This window comes from Yimella lutea, assembly GCF_006715095.1.
In the GTDB taxonomy this organism is placed as follows: domain Bacteria; phylum Actinomycetota; class Actinomycetes; order Actinomycetales; family Dermatophilaceae; genus Yimella; species Yimella lutea.
Map to the genome: position 1 here is coordinate 1,563,894 of NZ_VFMO01000001.1, position 19,958 is coordinate 1,583,851.

18 protein-coding genes and 1 riboswitch are annotated in these 19,958 nt (G+C 66.8%); of the genes, 11 read left to right on the top strand and 7 right to left on the bottom strand.

What is annotated here, in order from left to right:
- Window positions 1-5 precede the first annotated feature (5 nt).
- On the top strand, window positions 6-500 hold the full coding sequence (gene paaD, locus FB459_RS07450) for a 1,2-phenylacetyl-CoA epoxidase subunit PaaD (protein WP_342771090.1): 495 nt from the start codon (window positions 6-8) through the stop codon (window positions 498-500).
- Window positions 497-1,612, top strand: a complete 1,116-nt coding sequence (gene paaE / locus FB459_RS07455; RefSeq protein WP_141928008.1) for a 1,2-phenylacetyl-CoA epoxidase subunit PaaE — start codon at window positions 497-499, stop codon at window positions 1,610-1,612. The genes paaD and paaE overlap by 4 nt, the downstream gene beginning before the upstream one ends.
- Window positions 1,613-1,729: 117 nt before the next feature.
- Here the strand turns inward: paaE and FB459_RS07460 are convergent, their stop codons facing one another.
- The 3 genes from FB459_RS07460 to FB459_RS07470 are packed head-to-tail and all read right to left on the bottom strand — an operon-like array spanning window position 1,730 to window position 4,671.
- Window positions 1,730-2,893, bottom strand: a complete 1,164-nt coding sequence (locus FB459_RS07460; protein ID WP_141928009.1) for an LURP-one-related family protein — start codon at window positions 2,891-2,893, stop codon at window positions 1,730-1,732.
- 39 nt (window positions 2,894-2,932) lie between these two features.
- Window positions 2,933-3,862: a dihydrofolate reductase gene (locus FB459_RS07465; protein ID WP_141928010.1), complete on the bottom strand. Its 930-nt coding sequence runs from the start codon at window positions 3,860-3,862 to the stop codon at window positions 2,933-2,935.
- Entirely contained in the window at window positions 3,859-4,671 is an 813-nt protein-coding gene (locus FB459_RS07470) for a thymidylate synthase (protein WP_141928011.1), read from the bottom strand. The genes FB459_RS07465 and FB459_RS07470 overlap by 4 nt, the downstream gene beginning before the upstream one ends.
- Window positions 4,672-4,858: 187 nt before the next feature.
- On the opposite strand from FB459_RS07470, the gene dapA reads away from it, so the two are divergent.
- Window positions 4,859-5,746 (top strand): 4-hydroxy-tetrahydrodipicolinate synthase, encoded by an 888-nt coding sequence (gene dapA / locus FB459_RS07475; protein WP_141928012.1) that lies wholly within the window; start codon window positions 4,859-4,861, stop codon window positions 5,744-5,746.
- Window positions 5,743-7,425: a ribonuclease J gene (locus FB459_RS07480; protein ID WP_141928013.1), complete on the top strand. Its 1,683-nt coding sequence runs from the start codon at window positions 5,743-5,745 to the stop codon at window positions 7,423-7,425. Before dapA ends, FB459_RS07480 begins: the two co-directional genes overlap by 4 nt.
- Before the next feature lie 81 nt (window positions 7,426-7,506).
- Here the strand turns inward: FB459_RS07480 and FB459_RS07485 are convergent, their stop codons facing one another.
- A complete protein-coding gene (locus tag FB459_RS07485; protein WP_246092364.1) occupies window positions 7,507-8,892 on the bottom strand; it encodes an aminotransferase class V-fold PLP-dependent enzyme in 1,386 nt (461 codons plus the stop codon).
- 70 nt (window positions 8,893-8,962) lie between these two features.
- Window positions 8,963-9,077: riboswitch (SAM riboswitch) on the bottom strand.
- Between the two features lie 472 nt (window positions 9,078-9,549).
- Here FB459_RS07485 and FB459_RS07490 point away from each other — a divergent pair.
- Genes FB459_RS07490 through FB459_RS07500 form a run of 3 tightly spaced genes read left to right on the top strand, consistent with a single transcriptional unit; the run spans window position 9,550 to window position 13,582 of the window.
- Complete coding sequence (locus tag FB459_RS07490) at window positions 9,550-12,069, top strand: FtsK/SpoIIIE family DNA translocase (protein ID WP_141929455.1); 2,520 nt, start codon at window positions 9,550-9,552, stop codon at window positions 12,067-12,069.
- Window positions 12,066-12,752: an ion channel gene (locus FB459_RS07495; RefSeq protein ID WP_246092365.1), complete on the top strand. Its 687-nt coding sequence runs from the start codon at window positions 12,066-12,068 to the stop codon at window positions 12,750-12,752. Before FB459_RS07490 ends, FB459_RS07495 begins: the two co-directional genes overlap by 4 nt.
- A gap of 56 nt (window positions 12,753-12,808) precedes the next feature.
- Entirely contained in the window at window positions 12,809-13,582 is a 774-nt protein-coding gene (locus FB459_RS07500) for an MIP/aquaporin family protein (protein ID WP_141928015.1), read from the top strand.
- Here FB459_RS07500 and FB459_RS07505 read toward each other — a convergent pair whose 3' ends face one another.
- Both FB459_RS07505 and FB459_RS07510 read right to left on the bottom strand, forming a co-directional pair.
- Window positions 13,583-14,614 carry a TlpA family protein disulfide reductase gene (locus FB459_RS07505; protein ID WP_141928016.1) on the bottom strand — a complete coding sequence of 344 codons (1,032 nt, stop codon included), beginning with the start codon at window positions 14,612-14,614 and terminating at the stop codon, window positions 13,583-13,585. It lies immediately after the preceding gene.
- A gap of 21 nt (window positions 14,615-14,635) precedes the next feature.
- Complete coding sequence (locus FB459_RS07510; RefSeq protein ID WP_141928017.1) at window positions 14,636-15,820, bottom strand: dipeptidase; 1,185 nt, start codon at window positions 15,818-15,820, stop codon at window positions 14,636-14,638.
- A gap of 73 nt (window positions 15,821-15,893) precedes the next feature.
- Between FB459_RS07510 and rimO the strand changes: the two genes are divergently transcribed.
- From rimO to FB459_RS07530, 4 genes are all read left to right on the top strand, one after another.
- Window positions 15,894-17,351: a 30S ribosomal protein S12 methylthiotransferase RimO gene (gene rimO / locus FB459_RS07515; RefSeq protein ID WP_141928018.1), complete on the top strand. Its 1,458-nt coding sequence runs from the start codon at window positions 15,894-15,896 to the stop codon at window positions 17,349-17,351.
- Complete coding sequence (pgsA, locus tag FB459_RS07520) at window positions 17,348-18,049, top strand: CDP-diacylglycerol--glycerol-3-phosphate 3-phosphatidyltransferase (protein WP_211345151.1); 702 nt, start codon at window positions 17,348-17,350, stop codon at window positions 18,047-18,049. The genes rimO and pgsA overlap by 4 nt, the downstream gene beginning before the upstream one ends.
- Window positions 18,049-18,531 carry a CinA family protein gene (locus FB459_RS07525; protein WP_141928019.1) on the top strand — a complete coding sequence of 161 codons (483 nt, stop codon included), beginning with the start codon at window positions 18,049-18,051 and terminating at the stop codon, window positions 18,529-18,531. The genes pgsA and FB459_RS07525 overlap by 1 nt, the downstream gene beginning before the upstream one ends.
- A gap of 135 nt (window positions 18,532-18,666) precedes the next feature.
- On the top strand, window positions 18,667-18,963 hold the full coding sequence (locus tag FB459_RS07530; RefSeq protein WP_129624953.1) for a helix-turn-helix domain-containing protein: 297 nt from the start codon (window positions 18,667-18,669) through the stop codon (window positions 18,961-18,963).
- 217 nt (window positions 18,964-19,180) lie between these two features.
- Here FB459_RS07530 and FB459_RS07535 read toward each other — a convergent pair whose 3' ends face one another.
- Window positions 19,181-19,957: a DNA-formamidopyrimidine glycosylase family protein gene (locus FB459_RS07535; RefSeq protein ID WP_141928020.1), complete on the bottom strand. Its 777-nt coding sequence runs from the start codon at window positions 19,955-19,957 to the stop codon at window positions 19,181-19,183.
- Window position 19,958 lies beyond the last annotated feature (1 nt).

Sequence of the window (19,958 nt, forward strand, 5' to 3'; positions counted from 1 at the left end):
TGACGATGTCTCGGATCGAGAAGGTCGAAGCGGCGGTTCGCGCCGTACCCGACCCCGAGATCCCGGTGATCAGCCTGGACGACCTCGGAGTCATCCGCTCGTTCGAGGCCGACATCGATGCCGGCGTCGTGCACGTCGTGATGACCCCGACCTACTCCGGTTGCCCGGCCATGGAGGAGATGTCGTCGTCCGTCGCATCGGTGATCGCCCGATGCGGCTTCGAGCCGCAGGTCAAGATCGTGCTGGACCCGCCGTGGACCACTGACTGGATGTCGGAGTCCGGACGAAAGGCATTGCAACAGTTCGGTATCGCACCGCCTGGTCCGGCGGGCCGCCCGGCAGGGCCGGTCGGTCTGACGATCGCGCAGCGCACCGTCTCATGTCCCGTGTGTGGCAGCGCGCACTCGCAGGTCGTATCCGAATTCGGTTCGACCGCGTGCAAGGCGTTGCGACGTTGTCTGGACTGCAAGGAACCGTTCGAGGAGTTCAAGCCGCTGTGACCGCACTCATCTCCACACCTACCCGGCGTCGTGCCCAGTTCCACGAACTCGAGGTCGTCGACGTCCAACGCCTGACCCCCAACGCCGTCGCGGTGACCTTCGCGGTGCCCGACGAGTTGGCGGACGACTTCACGTTCGCGCCCGGTCAGCACCTGACTCTGCGCCGCACCATCAACGGCGAGGACGCACGTCGCTCCTACTCGATCTGCATGTCACGCCCGGAAGCGTTGCGCCGCAAGGTGATTCGAGTGGGATCGGCCGAGGTCGACGGGGGGCTGATGTCCACCTGGTTGAACCGCGAGGTCAAGGTCGGCGATCGCATCGACGTCATGACCCCGCTGGGTTCGTTCACCTCTGCGCCGTCGGACACCGAGGCGCGGCACCACGTCGCGCTCGCGGCCGGCTCGGGGATCACCCCGATACTGTCACTGCTGACCTCGACGCTCGAGGAGGACGACGACTCCCGCGTGACGCTGGTCTACGGCAACCGCCGCACCGAGTCGATCATGTTCTTGGAGGAACTCGAGGACCTCAAGAACCAGTACCCCGGACGCGTCCACCTGATGCATGTCCTGTCGCGCGAGCCGCAGGATGTCGAGTGGCTCAACGGCCGCATCGATGCCGAGAAGCTCGAGTTGCTGTTCGGTACGGTGCTCCCGGTCGAGACCGTCGATGACTGGTACCTGTGCGGCCCGTTCCAGATGGTCGAGACCGCACGGAAGCTGTTGTCCGACAAGGGTGTCAGTGACGACCACGTGCATCACGAGGTCTTCCACGTGGACGACGGCACCACCCCGCAGCAGCGGGTCGAGGTCGACACACCCGCACCGGCCGAAGCAGTCGTCACCGTCAACCTGGACGGTCGCACGACGAAGGTCGAGATGTCGTCCAAGGCCGAGACCATCCTGGACGCCACCCTTCGCGCCCGACCCGACGCGCCGTTCTCCTGCACCGGTGGAGTGTGTGGCACCTGCCGCGCGCGCGTGGTCTCGGGCGAGGTCACGATGGACCGCAACTACGCCCTCGAGCCCGACGAAGTGGCTGCCGGCATCATCCTCGCCTGCCAGTCCCACCCCGTCACCGACGAAGTGACCCTCGACTACGACGCCTGACCTAGACACGCTGGTCGCGTAGTGAGGGAGCGCTAGCGACCGAGCGCGATCGAGACCTGGCGACGGTCAACGAGGACTCAGCCGGATGTGGTTGAGCCTCAGCGGTGTCGCGCGGCCCTAACCTCGCTCGTCCTGCTTCAACGCTGTGTCAATGGTCAGCGCCGCAGCAATGCACAGCGATTTCAACGGCTCGGGCAGGTCGTAGTGGATGTTCACGGCGTAGTTGTCGGCCGTGGTGAACATCGTGGTCAACAGCCCCTCCCAGGTCTTGGTGACCCGGGCGACCTCGGTGCCGTGAGCATCCAGCATCGCGAAGTCCCAGGCCCGCCAGTTCTCGGCGTTCAACGAACCGATCTCCTGGCCGTTCGCCTCGATTCCGAACTTGATCTTGCCGAACATGTTGCGCTGCACCAGGCGTCCGATCTCACGACCCTGCGGGTCCTGCACGATCACCGACGACTTCATGACCTTCGCCGGGCGGGTCAGCTGCAGCAGCACCTGTCCCTGGTTGTCGCGAACCTCGAGCTTGTGGGTGAGGAACTGGTCGTAGTTGGTCATCAGCCGGATCGCCTTGCGCATGCCGCTCTGGCCGACCTGCACGACGGCCCCGAGCGTCGAACCGTCGGCCGCGTAGATCGTGTACTCGTTGGTGATCTCGATGACCTTGCGCTTCTGGCTGACAACGAGAGTCTTCTCGGTGAACACGTTACGACCCGCTTCGGCCGGACGATGACCGGCAGGACCGCTCATCTGCCCGCCGAACGACTGGTCGCCGTACCCCTGGGCGATACTGTCGTTGAACCGGTTGACCGCACCGACGACCCCCTGTTGGCCGGGCTGCTGGACGTAACCCGGCTGCTGGCTTGCACCCGCGGCGTACGGGTCGTGGGGTGCGTTGCCCGGCGCTTGCGTCGGCGGCGGAGCGCCCCAATTCTGGCCAGGCGCAGCCTGATCCGGGGTCTGGGCATACGGGTCCTGCGCGTTGGGGGCAGCCTGCGCGTACGGGTCGCGGGGTTGTGCCTGGGCGTAAGGGTCGTGAGCCTGCTGGCCGCCCCTCGATGCCGCGTAGGGGTCTGCCGCCGGCGACGCGCTCGAGTCGTTGCGGTGGCCCGGTAGACGGACCGGACCGGGTGCGGGCGACTCCCCGAAAGCGGGTTGCGACGACTGAGCCGCGGACGACGCATCCGGGTTCGGTTTGGTGAAGTCGGTCCACTCGTTGCCGTCCCAGAAACGCAGTTTGCGCGGGTCCTTGGGGTCCGGCCGCCAGCCCTTGTCAGTCATTGCGTCATCGTCGCACGAGCACCTACGTGCACGGGTGGGTCACACGAAGATCGGGGACGCATCCGGTGAACCGAACGCCGCCTTCACCAGCCGCCGGTGCAACGGGATGAACGGCAGCCGGGACGCCTCGTCGGCATCGACCCACGCGACCTCGGTCACCTCGTCGGACAGCCCCGGCGTACCCGACACCAGCCGAGCCAGGAAGCACACTCCATAGATCTGCGTATGGGCTGACCCGCCACGGGAACGGATCACGATGTCGGGATCGGTGTACACGCCGATCAGCGACTCGACCTCGACCTGGATTCCGGTTTCCTCGTAGGCCTCGCGGATCGCGGCCTCGGCGAACGTCTCGCCCGGATCGATGCCTCCACCGGGAAGACACCACAACGAGTTGTCCTCGCGGCGGGTGACCAGCAGTCGACCGCCCTGCATGACGGCGACCGAGGCACCGATTTTCGTGCGCGCACCGCGGCCGACGCGGTCACCGAGCACCAGTGTCGCCCGGGGGACCGCGCGTTCGTAGGTCACCCAGGTGAACCCGTCCTGCGGATCGCGCGATGTTTCGCGCCACTGGTCGGGTGTGAGCGTGGGGAAGTAGGTGTCGCCCTCGACCTCGACGTCGATCTCGGTCAGCAGGATGCGATCGGCGAACGGCAGGGCCTGCTCGTAGATCTGAGCTCCGCCGACGATGAACACGTCGTCGTCGCCGACCATCGCGAGCGCGTGGTCGAGGCTGGACGCGGTCTCCACGCCCTCGGCCGACCAGCCGGCCTGTCGGGTGACCACGATCGAACGGCGGCCGGGCAGCACGCCCATCGCGTCGAAGGTCTTGCGCCCCATGATCATCGGGTGACCCATGGTGGTGCGTTTGAAGTACTTCAGGTCATCGGGAAGGTGCCATGGCATGTCGCCGTCGCGGCCGATCACTCCATTGCGCGACCTCGCCGCGATCATGCTGATCGTCATACCGCGATCGGCGCCTTGATGCTTGGGTCGGCGACGTAACCCTCGAGCGAGATGTCGTCCAACTCGAACGCGTCGATCTCTCGGATCTGCGAATTCAACCGCAGGATGGGCAGTTGCTTCGGCCTCCGGGTCAGCTGCTCGCGGGCCTGATCGAGATGGTTCACATATAGGTGGGCATCGCCCAACGTGTGCACGAAGTCGCCGACCCCGAGCCCGGTCACCTGGGCGACCATGTGGGTCAGCAAGGCGTACGAGGCGATGTTGAACGGGACGCCGAGGAAGACGTCCGCCGACCGCTGATACAGCTGACACGACAGCTTGCGTTCGCCGGACCCCTCGGCGGGGGAGACGTAGAACTGGAACATCGTGTGACACGGCGGTAGGGCCATGTCGTCGACCTCGGCGACATTCCACGCGGAGACGATGTGGCGACGAGAGTCGGGGTTGGTGCGGATCGACTCGATCACCTTCGCCAATTGATCGACGTGCTGCCCGGACGGCGTCGGCCAGGACCGCCACTGGTGCCCGTAGACCGGTCCGAGGTCGCCGTTCTCGTCGGCCCACTCGTCCCAGATCGTGATGCGACGCTCCTGCAGCCACTTCACATTGGTGTCACCGCGCAGGAACCACAACAACTCACCGAAGATCGAGCGCAGGTGCAGCTTCTTGGTGGTGAGCACCGGAAAACCCTCGTTGAGGTCGAACCGCATCTGGTGACCGAAGACCGAAAGGGTGCCGGTGCCGGTGCGGTCGTCCTTGCGGGCGCCCTCGCGCATTATTCGGTCGAGCAGATCGAGGTATTGCTGCATGACTCGGACGCTATCAGCGGGCTCGGACAGCACCCGACCGCGAGTTGCGTCGGTGTGACCCAGATCACAATAGGCGTCTGTAACGGATTGCGGCGCGTGTCGATGTACCCGGTGATCGCGTTGCCACCCGGACCCCCGAGCGGGTGGCAACGCGATCGCCATTTCCGCCACCGATAGCCTGGGATCCATGACGAGCAACCCCTTCGGACGCATGATCACCGCGATGGTGACCCCGATGAACGACGACGGCTCCATCGACTACGACGGAGTGCAGGCGCTCGCGAAACACCTGGTCGACAACGGCCACGACGGACTGGTCGTCAACGGCACCACCGGTGAGTCGGCGACGACCACGGACGAGGAGAACGTCGCCACCGTCAACGCCGTCGTCGAAGCGGTCGGTGACCGCGCTCGTATCACCGCCGGCGTCGGCACCAACGACACCGCACACTCCGTCGCAGCAGCAGAGGCCATCGCCGCCGTGGGCGCGCACGCCGTGCTGATCGTCACCCCGTACTACAACAAGCCGACGCAACCCGGCATCATCGAGCACTTCCGAACCGTCTGTGCCGCAACGGGATTGCCTGCCATGGCCTACGACATCCCTGGCCGCACCAGCATGGCGCTCGCGAGCGACACCATCCGTCGTCTGGCGGAGATTCCGGAAATGCGGGCCGTCAAGGACGCGAAGGGCGACCTGTTCGAGGCGTCCAAGCTGATGGCCGAGACCGATCTGCTCTGGTTCTCCGGCGACGACGTGCTCAACCTGGCCTGGTTGGCGATGGGTGCGTCCGGAGTGGTGAGCGTGGTCGGCCACGTGGCGGGCAAGCAGTTCGCCCGAATGATCGCCGCCGTTGGCGCGGGCGACCTGGAGACCGCGCGCAGCATCCATACCCAGCTGATCCCGGCCATCGAGGCCCTGATGAACACCAGTCAGGGCGCTATCATGGCCAAGGGGGCGATGAAGGAACTCGGCATCATCGGCAGCGACCACGTGCGCCTGCCGTTGCTGCCCATCACCGACGAACACCGCGACGTGCTGCGTAACGGTCTGACCCAGGCAGGACTTTTGTGAGCCACCCGCACCCCGAACTCGGCGCGCCGCCGCCGCTGCCCAAGAACGGCGTCCGCGTCGTCGCCCTCGGCGGTCTCGGCGAGGTCGGCCGCAACATGACCGTGCTGGAATTCGACGGACGCCTGCTCGTCGTCGACTGCGGCGTGCTGTTCCCGGACGACCACCCGGGCGTCGACCTGATCCTTCCGGACTTCGACTACCTGCGGGACCGGCTGGACGACATCGAGGCCATCGTGCTCACCCACGGGCACGAGGACCACATCGGAGCCGTCCCGTACCTGCTGCGTCTGAAGCCGGACATCCCGCTGATCGGTTCGACGCTGACGCTTGCGCTCATCGAGGCGAAGCTCAAGGAACACCGCATCACGCCGTACACGATGGGGGTCAAGGAAGGCGGACGGGAGAAGCTCGGTCCGTTCGACTGCGAGTTCGTGGCCGTGAACCACTCGATCCCGGACGCCCTCGCTGTGTTCGTCCGGACGCCCGGCGGCACCCTGCTGATCACCGGCGACTTCAAGATGGACCAGTTGCCGCTCGACGGCCGCATCACCGACCTGCGCGCTTTCGCGCGGCTCGGTGAGGAGGGCGTCGACCTGTTCCTCACCGACTCGACCAACGCCGAGGTGCCGGGCTTCACCACGCCCGAGAAGGACATCACCCCGGCGATCGAGCGGGTCTTCGCAAAGGCCGAGCGGCGCATCATCGTCGCGTGCTTCGCCTCTCACGTGCACCGCGTGCAGCAGATTCTGAACGCCGCCGAGGCGCACGGCCGCAAGGTCGCGATGGTCGGCCGGTCGATGGTGCGCAACATGGGCATCGCCGCCGACCTGGGATACTTGAAGATCCCGGACGGCATCCTGGTCGACGCGAAGAAGCTCGGTGACCTGCGCGACGACCAGGTGGTGCTCATCTGCACCGGATCGCAGGGCGAGCCGATGGCGGCGTTGTCGCGGATGGCGAACCGCGACCACCAGATCGACGTCGGTCACGGCGACACCGTCCTGATGGCGAGCTCGCTGATCCCCGGCAACGAGAACGCGATCTACCGGGTGATCAACGGACTGATGCGACTCGGTGCGAACGTGGTGCACAAGGGCAACGCGCTCGTGCACGTCTCCGGTCACGCGAGTGCCGGTGAACTCCTCTACTGCTACAACATCGTCAAGCCCAGGAACGTCATGCCGATCCACGGCGAATGGCGCCACCTGGTGGCCAACCGTGACCTCGCGGTCGCGACCGGCGTGCCCGAGCGCAACGTGCTGCTGGCCGAGGACGGCGTAGTCGTCGACCTCGTCGACGGTCAGGCCTCGATCACCGGTGTCGTGCCGTGTGGATACGTGTACGTCGACGGTTCACTCGTCGGCGCCACCGATGAGACCATGCTGAAGGACCGTCGCATCCTGCGCGACGAGGGCTTCGTCACGATCATCGTCGTGCGCGACTCCTCGACCGGCAAGATCGTCGCCGGCCCCGACATCCGGACGCGTGGCTTCGCCGAGGACACCGACGTCTTCGACAAGGTGGTACCCAAGATCGAGGACGCGCTCGAAGAGGCCCGCCGCAAGGGCGTCAACGACTCCCACCAGCTGCAGCAGGTCATCCGTCGTGCGGTCGGGGGCTTCGTCGGTGGCAAACTGCGCCGCCGGCCGATGATCATCCCGATCGTCATCGACGCCTGACCTGTCCCGCTGGTTGAGCCGTCGTGAGCCTGCGAGCGACGCGCCGGAACCACCGGGACGAACGGGGCTAGCGAGTCGGTGTCACCAGGGCAGCGGCTCGCTCAGATCACGCGGGTCCTGTGGCGCGCTCCATCCCACACCTTCGGTGTGCACGTAATCCATCGCAGGACCGTGTGCGAGGAGCTTGCGAACACCGTTGATCAGGCGGTCGACGTGGTGCGGCTGCGTGGCAAGACCGATGGATGCACGGACGGCGCAGCCGCCGATGACCTGGTCGCAGAGGCGATGAGCGCAGAACTTGCCGTCCCGCACGGCGATGCCGTATTCGTCCGAGAGCACTTGTGAGACCAGCGAGCAGTCGTAGCCGTCGACGGTGAACGTCACCACCCCGACGTTAGGACGATCGGAACCCAGTACCGAAACCAGGCGGACGCCATCGATGGACTCCAGGCCGTCACGCAACCGCGTATAGAGGACCTGCTCGTGGGCGGTGATGGCTTCGTGATGCTTGGCCAAGGTCGCGCAGGCGGCGGCCAGCGCGATCGCGCCGACTGCGTTCGGGGTGCCGCCCTCGTGGCGGGCGGGGCCGACATTCCATTCGACGGTCCGAGCGGTGACGGTGCGGGTCGCTCCGCCGGCGGGTAGGTACGGCTGGGCGTCGTCCAACCAGTTCGAGCGACCCACCAGTGCGCCGGCGCCGTACGGCGCGTATGCCTTGTGGCCGGAGAGCGCGACCCAGTCGACGCCGAGTTCATCGATGTCGATGCGGTGGTGCGGCGCGAGCTGGGCAGCATCCAGAACGGTGCGCGCACCGAATTCTGCTGCGATGGAGGCTAGCTCGGCGATCGGCCAGATCTCACCGGTGACATTGCAGGCACCGGTGATGACGACGAGCTTGTGGTCGGCCGTGCTGGTCGCGAGTGCACCGGTGAGCAGGTCGAGGGCGTCCTGGGCGCTTGCCGGGATCGGCAGCCGGTGGACGTTGCGTCCCGTCCACGCGAACTGGGCGGCATGGTGGGCCGAGTCCCAGGTGAAGACCTGTGTGCGGCGGGGGAGTGCGTGGGCCAGCAGGCGTAGTGCATCGGTGGTGTTGCGGGTGAAAACGACATGGTCGTGCTCGCGGGCACCGACGAACCTGCCCACCTCGATTCGGGCCTGCTCGAACCACTGAGTTGTCTGTCGGCTGGTGTGGCCGGCACCGCGGTGCACCGAGCCGGACACGCGCTGTACGGCGGCGACGGCCGTCTCCACCGAGCGCAGGGCCGGTGCGGTCGCGCCGTGGTCGAAGTTCGCGAAGTCGACGACGGTTCGGTGCACGGTCGGAACCCCGAGTTCGTAATGAGCGGTGAGCGGGATTCCCTGTAGCTGTTCTACCGGCAGCGGCCGGACATTCGCGGGTACGAGGTGAAGCCGGCGGGACTCAACCGCTGGCGATGCGCAGGTGAGGGTCTCGGTTGCGACGGACATCGGTGCTCCTTCGGTCGTTGGACCGACGAGCAGCGGCACCGACCCGAACGGGCGGCGCGGCGAGTGCATCGATCCGCGCTTGCCGTAACCCGGTCGGGCTACGGCCCGGTCGTCACCTGGAGCACCCCACCGCGGTGGAGGGTTGCCGCTCAGCAAGCCAGGGCTTGTCGCTGAGTCTCATGACCTGTTCTGGACTATGCCACACGGGGCGGCGTCTGGGCAACCCTCGTCCGAACGTCGCACCGTGTACTGGAACATGCGTACTTCATGGATCCACCGTCGCAACGGTTGACATATTTCGTCCCAGTACGGGCTCAGGTAGGAAGAGCCGACGTGGGCCGCTCCTGAGGAGATCGAACTCGTTGTCTGCCGAGGGTGAGGGGTTTTGAGGAAGGTCGGGAAGACAACAATATCGACGTTACGCGTGTGCTGCGTGAGATTGATGTGACGGTCGCGTAGCCTCCCGGGGTGGCCACCCGTCAGACCGCATCAAAGTCCACCGCCTCGCGCGGACGTTCGTCGTCCGCGCGTCCGGCGTCCAAGAGCGCTTCGTCCCGGCCCGCTGCCCGTAAATCCACGGGTTCGACAGTCAAAGGCAAGCCGCAGCCGCGCAGCGGCGGACCCTCGCTGCCGATGCGCGCCGTCCGCGGCACCTGGATGGGTGTGGCTCACGTCGCCGGCGGCACCGCACGTCGGGTCGGTTCAAGTGCTCGCGACCTCGAACCCGAACTGCGCAGAGACGGAGTTGGATTCGCGCTCATCGCCGCAGCGATCATCGTCGCTGCCGTCGAATGGTGGGGCATCGCCGGACTCTTCGGCGACATCGTCCACACCATCACCGCAGGCACGTTCGGTCTGATCTCCCTGGCGCTGCCGGTCGTCCTGCTCGGCCTCGGGGCGCACATCCTGCGCACGCCGAAGGGCCACCACGCCACCAACCGCATCAGCATCGGCCTCGCACTGCTGGCGTTCGCGGTCTGCGGACTCACGAGCATCGCGAAGGGCCTGCCGGACGCGGACCCCCGCGAGGGGCTCGAAACAGCCGGCGGGATGATCGGTTTCCTGGCATCCAGCCCGACGGTTGCCGCTGTCACCACCTGGGGCGCCGTCCCGCTGCTCCTACTGCTTGCGTTCTTCAGCCTGCTGGTGATCACGGCCACCCCGGTGCACCAGATCGGCGACCGTGCGCGACACCTGCTCGACCGCCTGTTCTACGGGCGCATGCTGGAAGAGAACGACGAAGACGGCCCGGTCGACGCCGTCGCGCTCGATCTGCACGGCGAGAACATCGACGGCAGTCGCCGCAAGCCGCGCGGTCGCAAGCCGCGTCGCGACGAGAACGGCGACCTGCTCGACGGTGACGAGCCCTACGAGCAAGCAGCGGTCGTCGTCCCCGAGAAGCCCGGGCGCGGCCGTGCGAAGAAGGCCGAACCCGAGGTCTACGACCACGACGAACACGAGTCCGCGGCAAGGCCGCAGGATCCTCCGCAGGACACACCGACGCTCGCGGGGGAGCAGAAGAACAAGCCGGTCCAGTTGCCGGGTGCACCGCCTGCCAAGCTCGAGGCCCCGCCTACCCAGCCGCTGCCGCAGCGCACCGAGCAACTGCTGCTCGCCGGCGACGTCACCTACACGCTTCCCTCCAGCGACCTGCTCGCTGCCGGTCCGCCGCACAAGACTCGTTCGGCTGCCAACGACCGTGTGGTCGACGCCCTCGCCGGGGTGTTCGACCAGTTCGACATCGACGCCCAGGTCACCGGGTTCACCCGTGGCCCGACGGTCACCCGCTACGAGATCGAACTCGGCACCGGCACAAAGGTCGAGAAGGTCACCGCCCTCTCGAAGAACATCGCGTACGCGGTCGCGTCCGCCGACGTCCGGATCCTCAGCCCGATCCCGGGCAAGTCGGCCATCGGTATCGAGATCCCGAACACCGACCGCGAGACGGTCAGCCTCGGTGACGTGCTGCGCAGCAACGCCGCGCGCAGCAACGACCACCCGATGGTCATGGGCGTCGGCAAGGACGTCGAGGGCGGATACGTCATCGCCAACCTCGCCAAGATGCCGCACATGCTCGTCGCCGGTGCGACCGGTGCCGGTAAGTCCAGCTTCGTGAACTCGATGATCACATCGATCATGATGCGCGCGACGCCGGACGAGGTGCGCATGGTGCTGGTCGACCCCAAGCGTGTGGAATTGACTGCGTACGAAGGTATTCCGCACCTGATCACACCCATCATCACGAACCCGAAGAAGGCCGCGGAAGCGCTGCAGTGGGTCGTGCGCGAGATGGACACTCGCTACGACGACCTCGCCGCGTTCGGTTACAAGCACGTGGACGACTTCAACAAGGCCGTCCGCGCGGGCAAGGTGCAGCCGCCGCCCGGTTCGGAACGCGTCGTCCAGCCGTACCCGTACCTCCTCGTCGTTGTCGACGAGCTCGCCGACCTGATGATGGTCGCCCCCCGCGATGTCGAGGAATCGATCGTCCGCATCACCCAGCTGGCCCGTGCGGCCGGTATCCACCTGGTGCTGGCGACACAGCGTCCGTCCGTCGACGTGGTTACCGGTCTGATCAAGGCCAACGTGCCCTCGCGTCTGGCGTTCGCGACTTCGTCGCTCGCCGACTCCCGCGTCGTGCTCGATCAGCCCGGTGCCGAGAAGCTGATCGGCCAGGGTGATGCGCTCTTCCTGCCGATGGGCAGCAACAAGTCGATCCGTGTGCAGGGCGCCTGGGTGCCCGAATCCGAGGTCAAGGAGATCGTCAGCCACATCAAGGGACAGCTGCAGCCGGCCTACCGTGACGACGTCGCCGTGACGGCTCCCAAGAAGGAGATCGACGAGGACATCGGTGACGACCTCGACCTGCTGCTGCAGGCCGCCGAACTGGTCATCAACAGCCAGTTCGGCTCGACCTCGATGCTCCAGCGCAAGCTGCGCGTCGGGTTCGCGAAGGCCGGCCGCCTGATGGACCTGATGGAGAGCCGCGGCATCGTCGGGCCCTCCGAGGGTTCGAAGGCGCGCGACGTGCTGGTCAAGCCCGACGACCTGCCCGCCACCATGGCACGCCTGCGCGGCGACGAGGTGCCCGGCGACTCGGCCTACGACCAGGACATGCCGGTCGAGGAGGGCTCGGACGAGGACGCCTGGGCGCTGACGGAGAACGGACGCCAGTGACCCTGGCGGCACAGAACCAGGGGACGGGCTTTTGGCGCATGCTGCGGGTGCACCCGTGTGGGGTGCTGCTCGGAGTCCAGCTGTTCGGGATCCTGCTCTACCCGTTCCTGACCGGTTCGGTACTGGGTCGCACGGTCTTCTCGGTGTTCCAGTTGCTGGTGCTCACCATCGCGGTCGGGGCCGTCCGGATGACGCCGGCCCTCACCCGGTGGGCGTTGATCGTCGGCGTACCGGCTGTGGTGTTCACCGTGCTGACGTTGTTCTGGCCGGACAACGAAGCGTTCGTGGTGGGCTCGGACATTACCCACTTCACCTTCTTCTTCTACACGGCCTACGCGCTCATCCGTTACATGTTCGCCGACGACATCGTCGGGAACGACGAACTGTTCGCCACCGGCGCCTGCTTCACCGTCGTCGCGTGGGGATTCGCCCATCTGTACTCGACGGTCCAGTACATCTGGGGTGCAAGCCAATTCGCGTCGCCTCACAACGGCACGCTGTCGTGGATGGAGTTGCTCTTCCTGTCGTTCACCACGATGACCGGCACCGGATTGTCCGACATCACGCCCATCGGGCCGTACGCTCGATCGGCAGTGATGTTGGAGCAGTTGGCGGGCGTGAACTACGTCGCCCTGGTGGTCGCTCGACTGATCGGCATCACGCTCACCCGTTTCCGTCGCTGACCGACGACAGCATCCATCGACACCCATCGACACCCATCGACACCCCGGAGGACACGATGACCGACCAGCGCCCCGACCGTCCGTCCGGTGTTCCCGCTTGGGGCGACGACCGGGACTCCACCAGCGAACTGCCCACCGGGCGCGCGCCACAGGTCAACGGCGCCGACAATACTCACGAGTTCGGACGATCGGCAGGGGTGGGACACACGACCGACCCGTACGGGCATCGACCCGCAGCTGCTGATCCGTACTCCGGGCCAGCACAGCCGCGGCCGACCTACGGCGCGGGTGGACCGGTCGGTCGCGAACCCGTCCCGGCGGCCTACGGGCACGCCACGGGGGAGAAGCGCTTCGGCGCCTTCCTGCCGGCTCTGGCCGCCGCGGTCACGACCGTCGCAGTTGCGGCTATCGCCGGGCTGATGATCCGCAACGACGTGCGTCCCGGCGGCTCCGTCGTGGTCCGCGATCTGTGGTCGCACGCAACGTTCTTCGACCAGATGTCATGGGCGTACGACGGCAAGCCCGCGTCGGCTCTGATCTTCGGACTCGTGCTGGCAGTGCTCGGTCTCGTGGTGTTCATCGGGACGCTGCTCGCGCTGGCCGGGTCGCGCCGCTCGCCTTCACGCGGCGCCTTGTTCTTCGCCGTGTGGGGGCTTGTTGCCATCGCAGGTTCGATCGCCGGCGTGCTCACCACGTTCGCGGTCAACCGCGACCTCAGCGCTCGAATCACCCAACTGATCGACCTCGGTGCGGGGTTCGGAATCCGCTACGGCTGGATCCCGGCTCTCGTCGCGGTGCTGCTGCGGATCGGTCGCACCAAGAGGTACTGATCAGACGGATTGTTCCTGCAGTTGCTGTTCCTGGGCGGCCTCGAACTGCGCCTGCGCTTCGGACAGTTCGGCGTCGATGTCGGCCAGGAACGACTCGATCTCGTCGTACCCGGCGACCGGGCCACCCGCCAGTTGGCCGTCCATGCCCAGCAGGACCGCGGACGGGTACGCCATGCCGAGCGTCCGTGTGGTGATGCCGTTCGGGTCGGTCATCCACTCGACATGCTCGCCGAGGTCGGGCGCGTCCTCGGCCTGCGTGCCCGCAGCGATCATCACTACGCGCAGCATCGGCTGCTCGGCTGCCCATGGCGGCACGTGCTCCATCGTCCGGATGCACGAACCGCAGCCCAGGCTCACCGACACCAGCAGGACGGGCTTGCTCATCGCGATCGAGTGCAGCGCGACCGTTTCGCCGTCGCGGGCGATCAGCGCCCCGTACGGGATCGGCTGACGGACGTAGTCGAACTCTTCGCCGTCCTCGAGCGACTCAGCGACCGGGGTCGTCTCTGCGCTGCCCCCGTGCACGACCAGCCCGGTGAGGGCGACGGCGGCGAGCACGCCGAGCACCCAACCCCATTCGGTTCCACCGAAATCGGTGATGCGTTCGATCATCGAACCGCCGCGCACGGCGTCCACCAGAGCGAGCGCGGCCGCACCCACCAGCAGGACGTTGCGGACCACGGTGCGTTTGTCGATCTCGCCGAGGCCGAGCTTGCCGAAGCAGCCGCAGGTGACCGGCTCGTCGAACCCGAGGGCGCGGACGACGACCACGAGGTATGCGACGAACAACGCCAGAGCGAGCGCGGCCACGACGACGTACAACGGTGAAGGCACGAGCAGTAGCGCTGCGGCGAGCGCGAACTCGGCGTACGGCAGCAGCTGCGGCGCCTTCATGGAGCGCAGTGCGTCCGGCAGCCGCAGGCTGAGGAAGGCGTCCTCGGTCGTGCGCGGGTCACGAACCTTGAACGCGGCACTCACCACCAACGCAAGCACGAGCAGCAGTGCGGCGACGATCCAGGGGGCCGAAGGCATGAGGACGATTCTAGAGCGGGATCAGTGGCCGAGTTCCCCGATCGTCTTCAAGGACGGTGGGCGGGTCTGCTGTTCGTCCCTGGCCACAGCCTCGACGTCCCGCATCACCCGCAGGACATTCCGGCCGGCAACCTTTGCGAGGTCGTCGTCCGACCAACCAAGCTCGGCCAGCGCCACGAACAACGCGGGGTAGGTGGAGACGTCCTCCAGCCCGTCGGGCAGTCGGTCGACACCGTCATAGTCACCACCGACGCCGATGTGATCGACGCCGACCGCCTCGCGCAGGTAGGTGTAGTGGGCGACGACGTCGTCCAGCGTGGCCACCGGCTTCGGGTGCTGCTGCGCCCGCTGCTTGTTGAACTCGGTGAACTTGATGTGGTCCTTGGGGTCCACACCCTCGGCAAGTGCGGCCTCGCGGGACTCGGCCCGCCAGTCGGCGCACGCCTGGGAGACGAAGTCGGGCACGAACGTCGCCATGAGCACGCCGTTCTTCTGCTTCAACGTGGTCAGGACGTCGTCCGGTGCGTTGCGTGGACTCGAGCAGACGGCGTAGGCGCAGGAGTGCGAGAAGATCACCGGCGCGGTAGACGCGGCGAGCGCATCGCGCATGGTCTCGGCCGACACGTGCGACAGGTCCACCATCATGCCGATTCGGTTCATCTCGCGAACCACCTCGACGCCGAACGCGGTGAGCCCGCCGTGCACGGGCTCGTCGGTCGCGGAGTCGGCCCACGGGTTGTTGTCGTTGTGCGTGAGCGTCATGTAGCGCACGCCCAGGACGTACAACATCCGCAGCGTCGCCAGCGAACTGTCGATCGACTGACCGCCCTCGGCGCCGAGCAAGGAGGCGATGCGCCCCGAGGCGAAGACGCGCTCGATCTCGTCGGCGGTGCGGGCGAGCCCGAAATCGTCGGAATAGCGCGCGACCATCTGATGGACCGCGTCGATCTGCTCGAGGGTCGCGGTAACTGCTGTGCCGCCGGGCAGGTTTGACGGCACGAACACCGACCAGAACTGTGCTCCGACGCCGCCCTTGCGCAGCCGGGGGATGTCGGTGTGCCCGCGTCCGCTCAGATCGCCGGCGATGTCGTGCTTGTCGAAGTCGTAGCCGGCTTCCGTACGCGCGTGCCACGGCAGGTCGTTGTGGCCGTCGATCAGCGGGTGTTCGCGCAGCAGTGCGGCGATACGTTCAGCGGTGTTGGACATGGGCCCATGCAATCACGGCACCACCCGCCGAGGGTCGCTGGTCGACGCGTCCGGGACAACTACAGTGAGCGTCATGACTTCCCGAAGTGTGGCCGTGGTGACCCTCGGGTGCGCCCGCAACGAGGTCGACTCCGAGGAACTGGCCGGACGCCTGTCCGCGCAGGGCTGGACGCTGGTCGACGACGCATCCGCCGCCGACGTCGCCGTCATCAACACCTGTGGATTCGTCGAGCAGGCCAAGAAGGACTCGATCGACGCGTTGCTCGAGGCCAACGACCTCAAGCAGACCGGTCGCACCCAGGCCGTGGTGGCGGTCGGTTGCCTGGCCGAGCGGTACGGCAACCAGCTTGCCGAGCAGTTGCCCGAGGCGGACGCGGTCCTCGGGTTCGACAGCTACCAGGACATGTCCTCCCACCTGACCTCGATTCTGGCGGGGGAGCGTCCGGCGTCGCACACGCCGGGCGACCGGCGCAAGCTGCTGCCGCTGTCACCGTTGGCGCGTCAGGGTTCGGACGTCGCCACTCCCGGCCACGGTGACATGCGGCGTCCCTCCGACGTCAGCATCGAGTCGCCGGTCGCGGCACCGCGGGTGATCCGAGCCCGTCTGGACGGACGTCCGTGGGCTCCGCTGAAGATCGCCAGCGGGTGCGATCGCCGGTGCGCGTTCTGTGCGATCCCGATGTTCCGTGGCGCGTTCGTGTCGCGTCGCCCGGCGGACGTACTGGCCGAAGCGCGCTGGCTCGGGCAGCACGACGTCCGCGAGATCTTCCTGGTCAGCGAGAACTCCACGTCCTATGGCAAGGACCTCGGCGACCTGCGTCTGCTTGACACGATGCTGCCCGAACTCGTTGCCGTGGATGGCATTTCGCGAGTTCGCGTCTCCTACCTGCAGCCGGCCGAAATCAGGCCCGACCTGCTCGATGTGATGACCTCGACGCCCGGCGTCGTCCCGTACTTCGACATCTCCTTCCAGCACGCGAGTGGTCCGTTGCTGCGCAAGATGCGCCGGTTCGGTGACGCCGAGTCGTTCCTGGGCCTGCTGGAGCAAGTGCGGCACCGTTCGCCGGAGGCAGGCGTCCGATCCAATGTGATCGTCGGTTTCCCCGGTGAGACCGAGGACGACGTCAATGTGCTGGCCGACTTCCTGTTGGCGGCCCGCCTCGATGTCACCGGTGTGTTCGGCTACTCCGACGAGGACGGCACCGAGGCCGAGACGTACGACGCGAAGCTGCCGCAGGACGAGATCGACGATCGCGTGGAGCACATCCGCTCGCTGGTCGAAGAACTCAACCACCAGCGTGCCGCCGAGCGCATCGGTCAGAACCTCGAGGTGCTCGTCGAGCAGATCGAGGACGAGGACACCGGCGAGATCGAGATTCGTGGACGGGCCGGACAGCAGGGCCCGGACGTCGACGGCGAGACCGTGCTGACCTGGCCGGACGCCCGCGAACTGCCCTCGATCGGCGACATCGTGACGGTACAGGTGGTCGACACGATCGGCATCGACCTCGTCGCGGAGCCGACCGGATGACCGAACCCACCCCGCACCGCGGCAAGGACGCCCGGCCGCGCGACTGGCGTGAGTGGCAACCGCTGCGAAGTCCGGACGGCACGCCGATCCGGCTGCACGCGCCCGAGCTTCGACCCGACCCGGCCGACATTCCCAGCCAGGACGTCAGCAACTGGAACATCGCGAACGTCCTGACGATGCTGCGGATCGCGCTCGTGCCGTTGTTCGGATGGTTGCTTCTGACGCAGGACGGCGACAACAACGCCTACCGCTGGGGCGCGTTCGCGGTCTTCATCGCCGCGTCGATCACCGACCGCATCGACGGTGAGATCGCCCGTGCTCGTGGGTTGGTCACCGACTTCGGCAAGATGATGGACCCGATCGCCGACAAGGCCCTCATGGGCATGGCGCTGGTCGGACTCTCGATGATCGATCGGGTGCCGTGGTGGGTGACGATCGTGATCCTGGTGCGCGAGATCGGCGTGACCCTGTTGCGCCTGTGGGTGATCCGGCACGGGGTGCTCCCGGCCAGCCGCGGCGGCAAGCTGAAGACCTTCCTGCAAGCAGTCGCGATCGGATTCTTCGTGCTCCCGTACGCCGGCGCGTTCGTCGTCATCGCCTGGATCGTCATGGCCGCCGCTCTCGTGGTCACCGTCGTGACCGGCGTCGACTACGTCTTCCGCGCGCTGTCACTGCGGCGGACGGCGAAGGCGGCCTGATGTTCCCCAGCGAGACGCAACTGGTTGCCCACCTGACCGGGCTGGGACAGACGATCGCGGTCGCCGAATCGCTCACTGCCGGAATGGTCGCCGCGACCATCGCCTCCGTCCCGGGCGCCAGCGTGGTGCTGCGCGGGGGCGCGGTCACCTATGCGACCGACACCAAGACGTCGCTGCTCGGCGTCGACGAAGAACTGCTCGCGCGCGGGGGAGCGGTGCAGGCGCAGGTCGCCGAACAAATGGCTTCCGGGGTGCGCACGGTGTTCGGTGCCGATTACGGGCTCGCGACCACCGGGGTCGCCGGGCCCGATCCACAGGACGGCGTCGAGGTCGGTGTCGTGTTCATCGCGATCGCGACGGCGGACGGTGTGATGAGCGACCGCCTCGACCTGGACGGCGATCGCGAACGGATCCGTCGCTCGGCCACCACCGCAGCACTTCGGCTCGCCCTTGCGCATCTGGGGCACGGGGATGTGGAATGACCGGCCCGGGATGAGAGTTGTCAGTCCCACGGGTCCACCTTGTACACAAGCGTTCGGAATGGCCGCGCACGGTGATGGTGCCTGCGGTTATCGTGGACTCGTTCATCCGTTCGGTTCGTTGAATCAGGAGTCGTCATGATCTTGCTGCGTCAAGAACTCGGCGACGTTCTGCGTGAGCTGCGCCAGGAGCAGGGACGTACCCTGCGCGAGGTGTCCGCCGACGCCAAGGTCTCGCTCGGCTACCTCAGCGAGATCGAACGCGGCGAGAAGGAAGCCTCCTCGGAGTTGCTCGCCCACATCTGTGACGCGCTCGGTATGCCGTTGTCGCAGACTCTTTCGTTGGTCTCGCAGCGTGTTGCCGGTGTCGAGGCGCTGACCGCTCCGGTGCCGCTGCCGGTCAAGACCGACCGCGCCGTCGTCTCCGCTGCCTGAGCTTTTCGTATCGCGTCGCCTTGGTTTCGGCACGCGAGGATTCGCAAGCTCATCTTTGCGGCCCAACCAGCGGGCGTGGTTGGGGCTCAGGCTTATTCGCCGACGCCGACGCCGGAAGCCGGGAACGCGTGCTGGGAACTGGATTTACTCGCTGGTTGAGCCATGCGGATGAGGAACGAATCCGCATGCGCCGAAACCTGGTGAGGTGCGCTGGGACTCAGCCGTGGGTCGGATTCCGTTGACACGACGGGCAATAGGTCAACTGTCTTGCCTGCGGAGCGTCGCCGATCATCCCGATCCGCAGCTTGGCTCCACAACGCGGACACGGCCAGCCCTTGCGCTCGTACGCCTGCGGCACGTGACGGCCTTCGCCGATCGCGTCGTGCAACATGCGGTAGGCGATCTGCAGAACATCGCGGATGTCGCCTTCGTCCAATCGATCGACCGGCAGCCACGGGTCGACGCCTCGCTCGAACAGCGGCTCCGTCGTCCAGATGGTGCCGAGTCCGGCGAGGTTGCGTTGATCGAGCAGCGCTGCGCCGATCGGCCGTCCGCCGTTAGCCCGCAACCGACGTAGTGCCTCATCCTCGTCCCAGTCGGCGCCAAGGATGTCGGGACCCAGGTGCCCGACGAGCCGGTGCTCGTCGCGCGTGCGGACCAGGTTTAGCATCCCCAGTTTGCGTCCGGCACAGGCCTTCTCGGCTGTCGCGACGAGCGCTCGAATGTCGGCATGTGCCGCGAACCGAGGACTGACCCGCGGCGTGGGAACCACCCGCCACGAACCGTCCATCCGCAGGTGCGAGTGAAGCGTCCACCCGGAGTCGATGCGGTGCAGGATGTGCTTGCCACGCGGCACGACCTCGATCGTTCGACGACCGCGCAGCTCGACCTCGGGCAGCCGACCCATGCGTAGATCGACGCCGACGAGTTCATCACCGCGCAGCGCCCGGTCGAGTCGGCGCGCGGTGCGCCAGACGGCGTCTCCTTCAGGCATC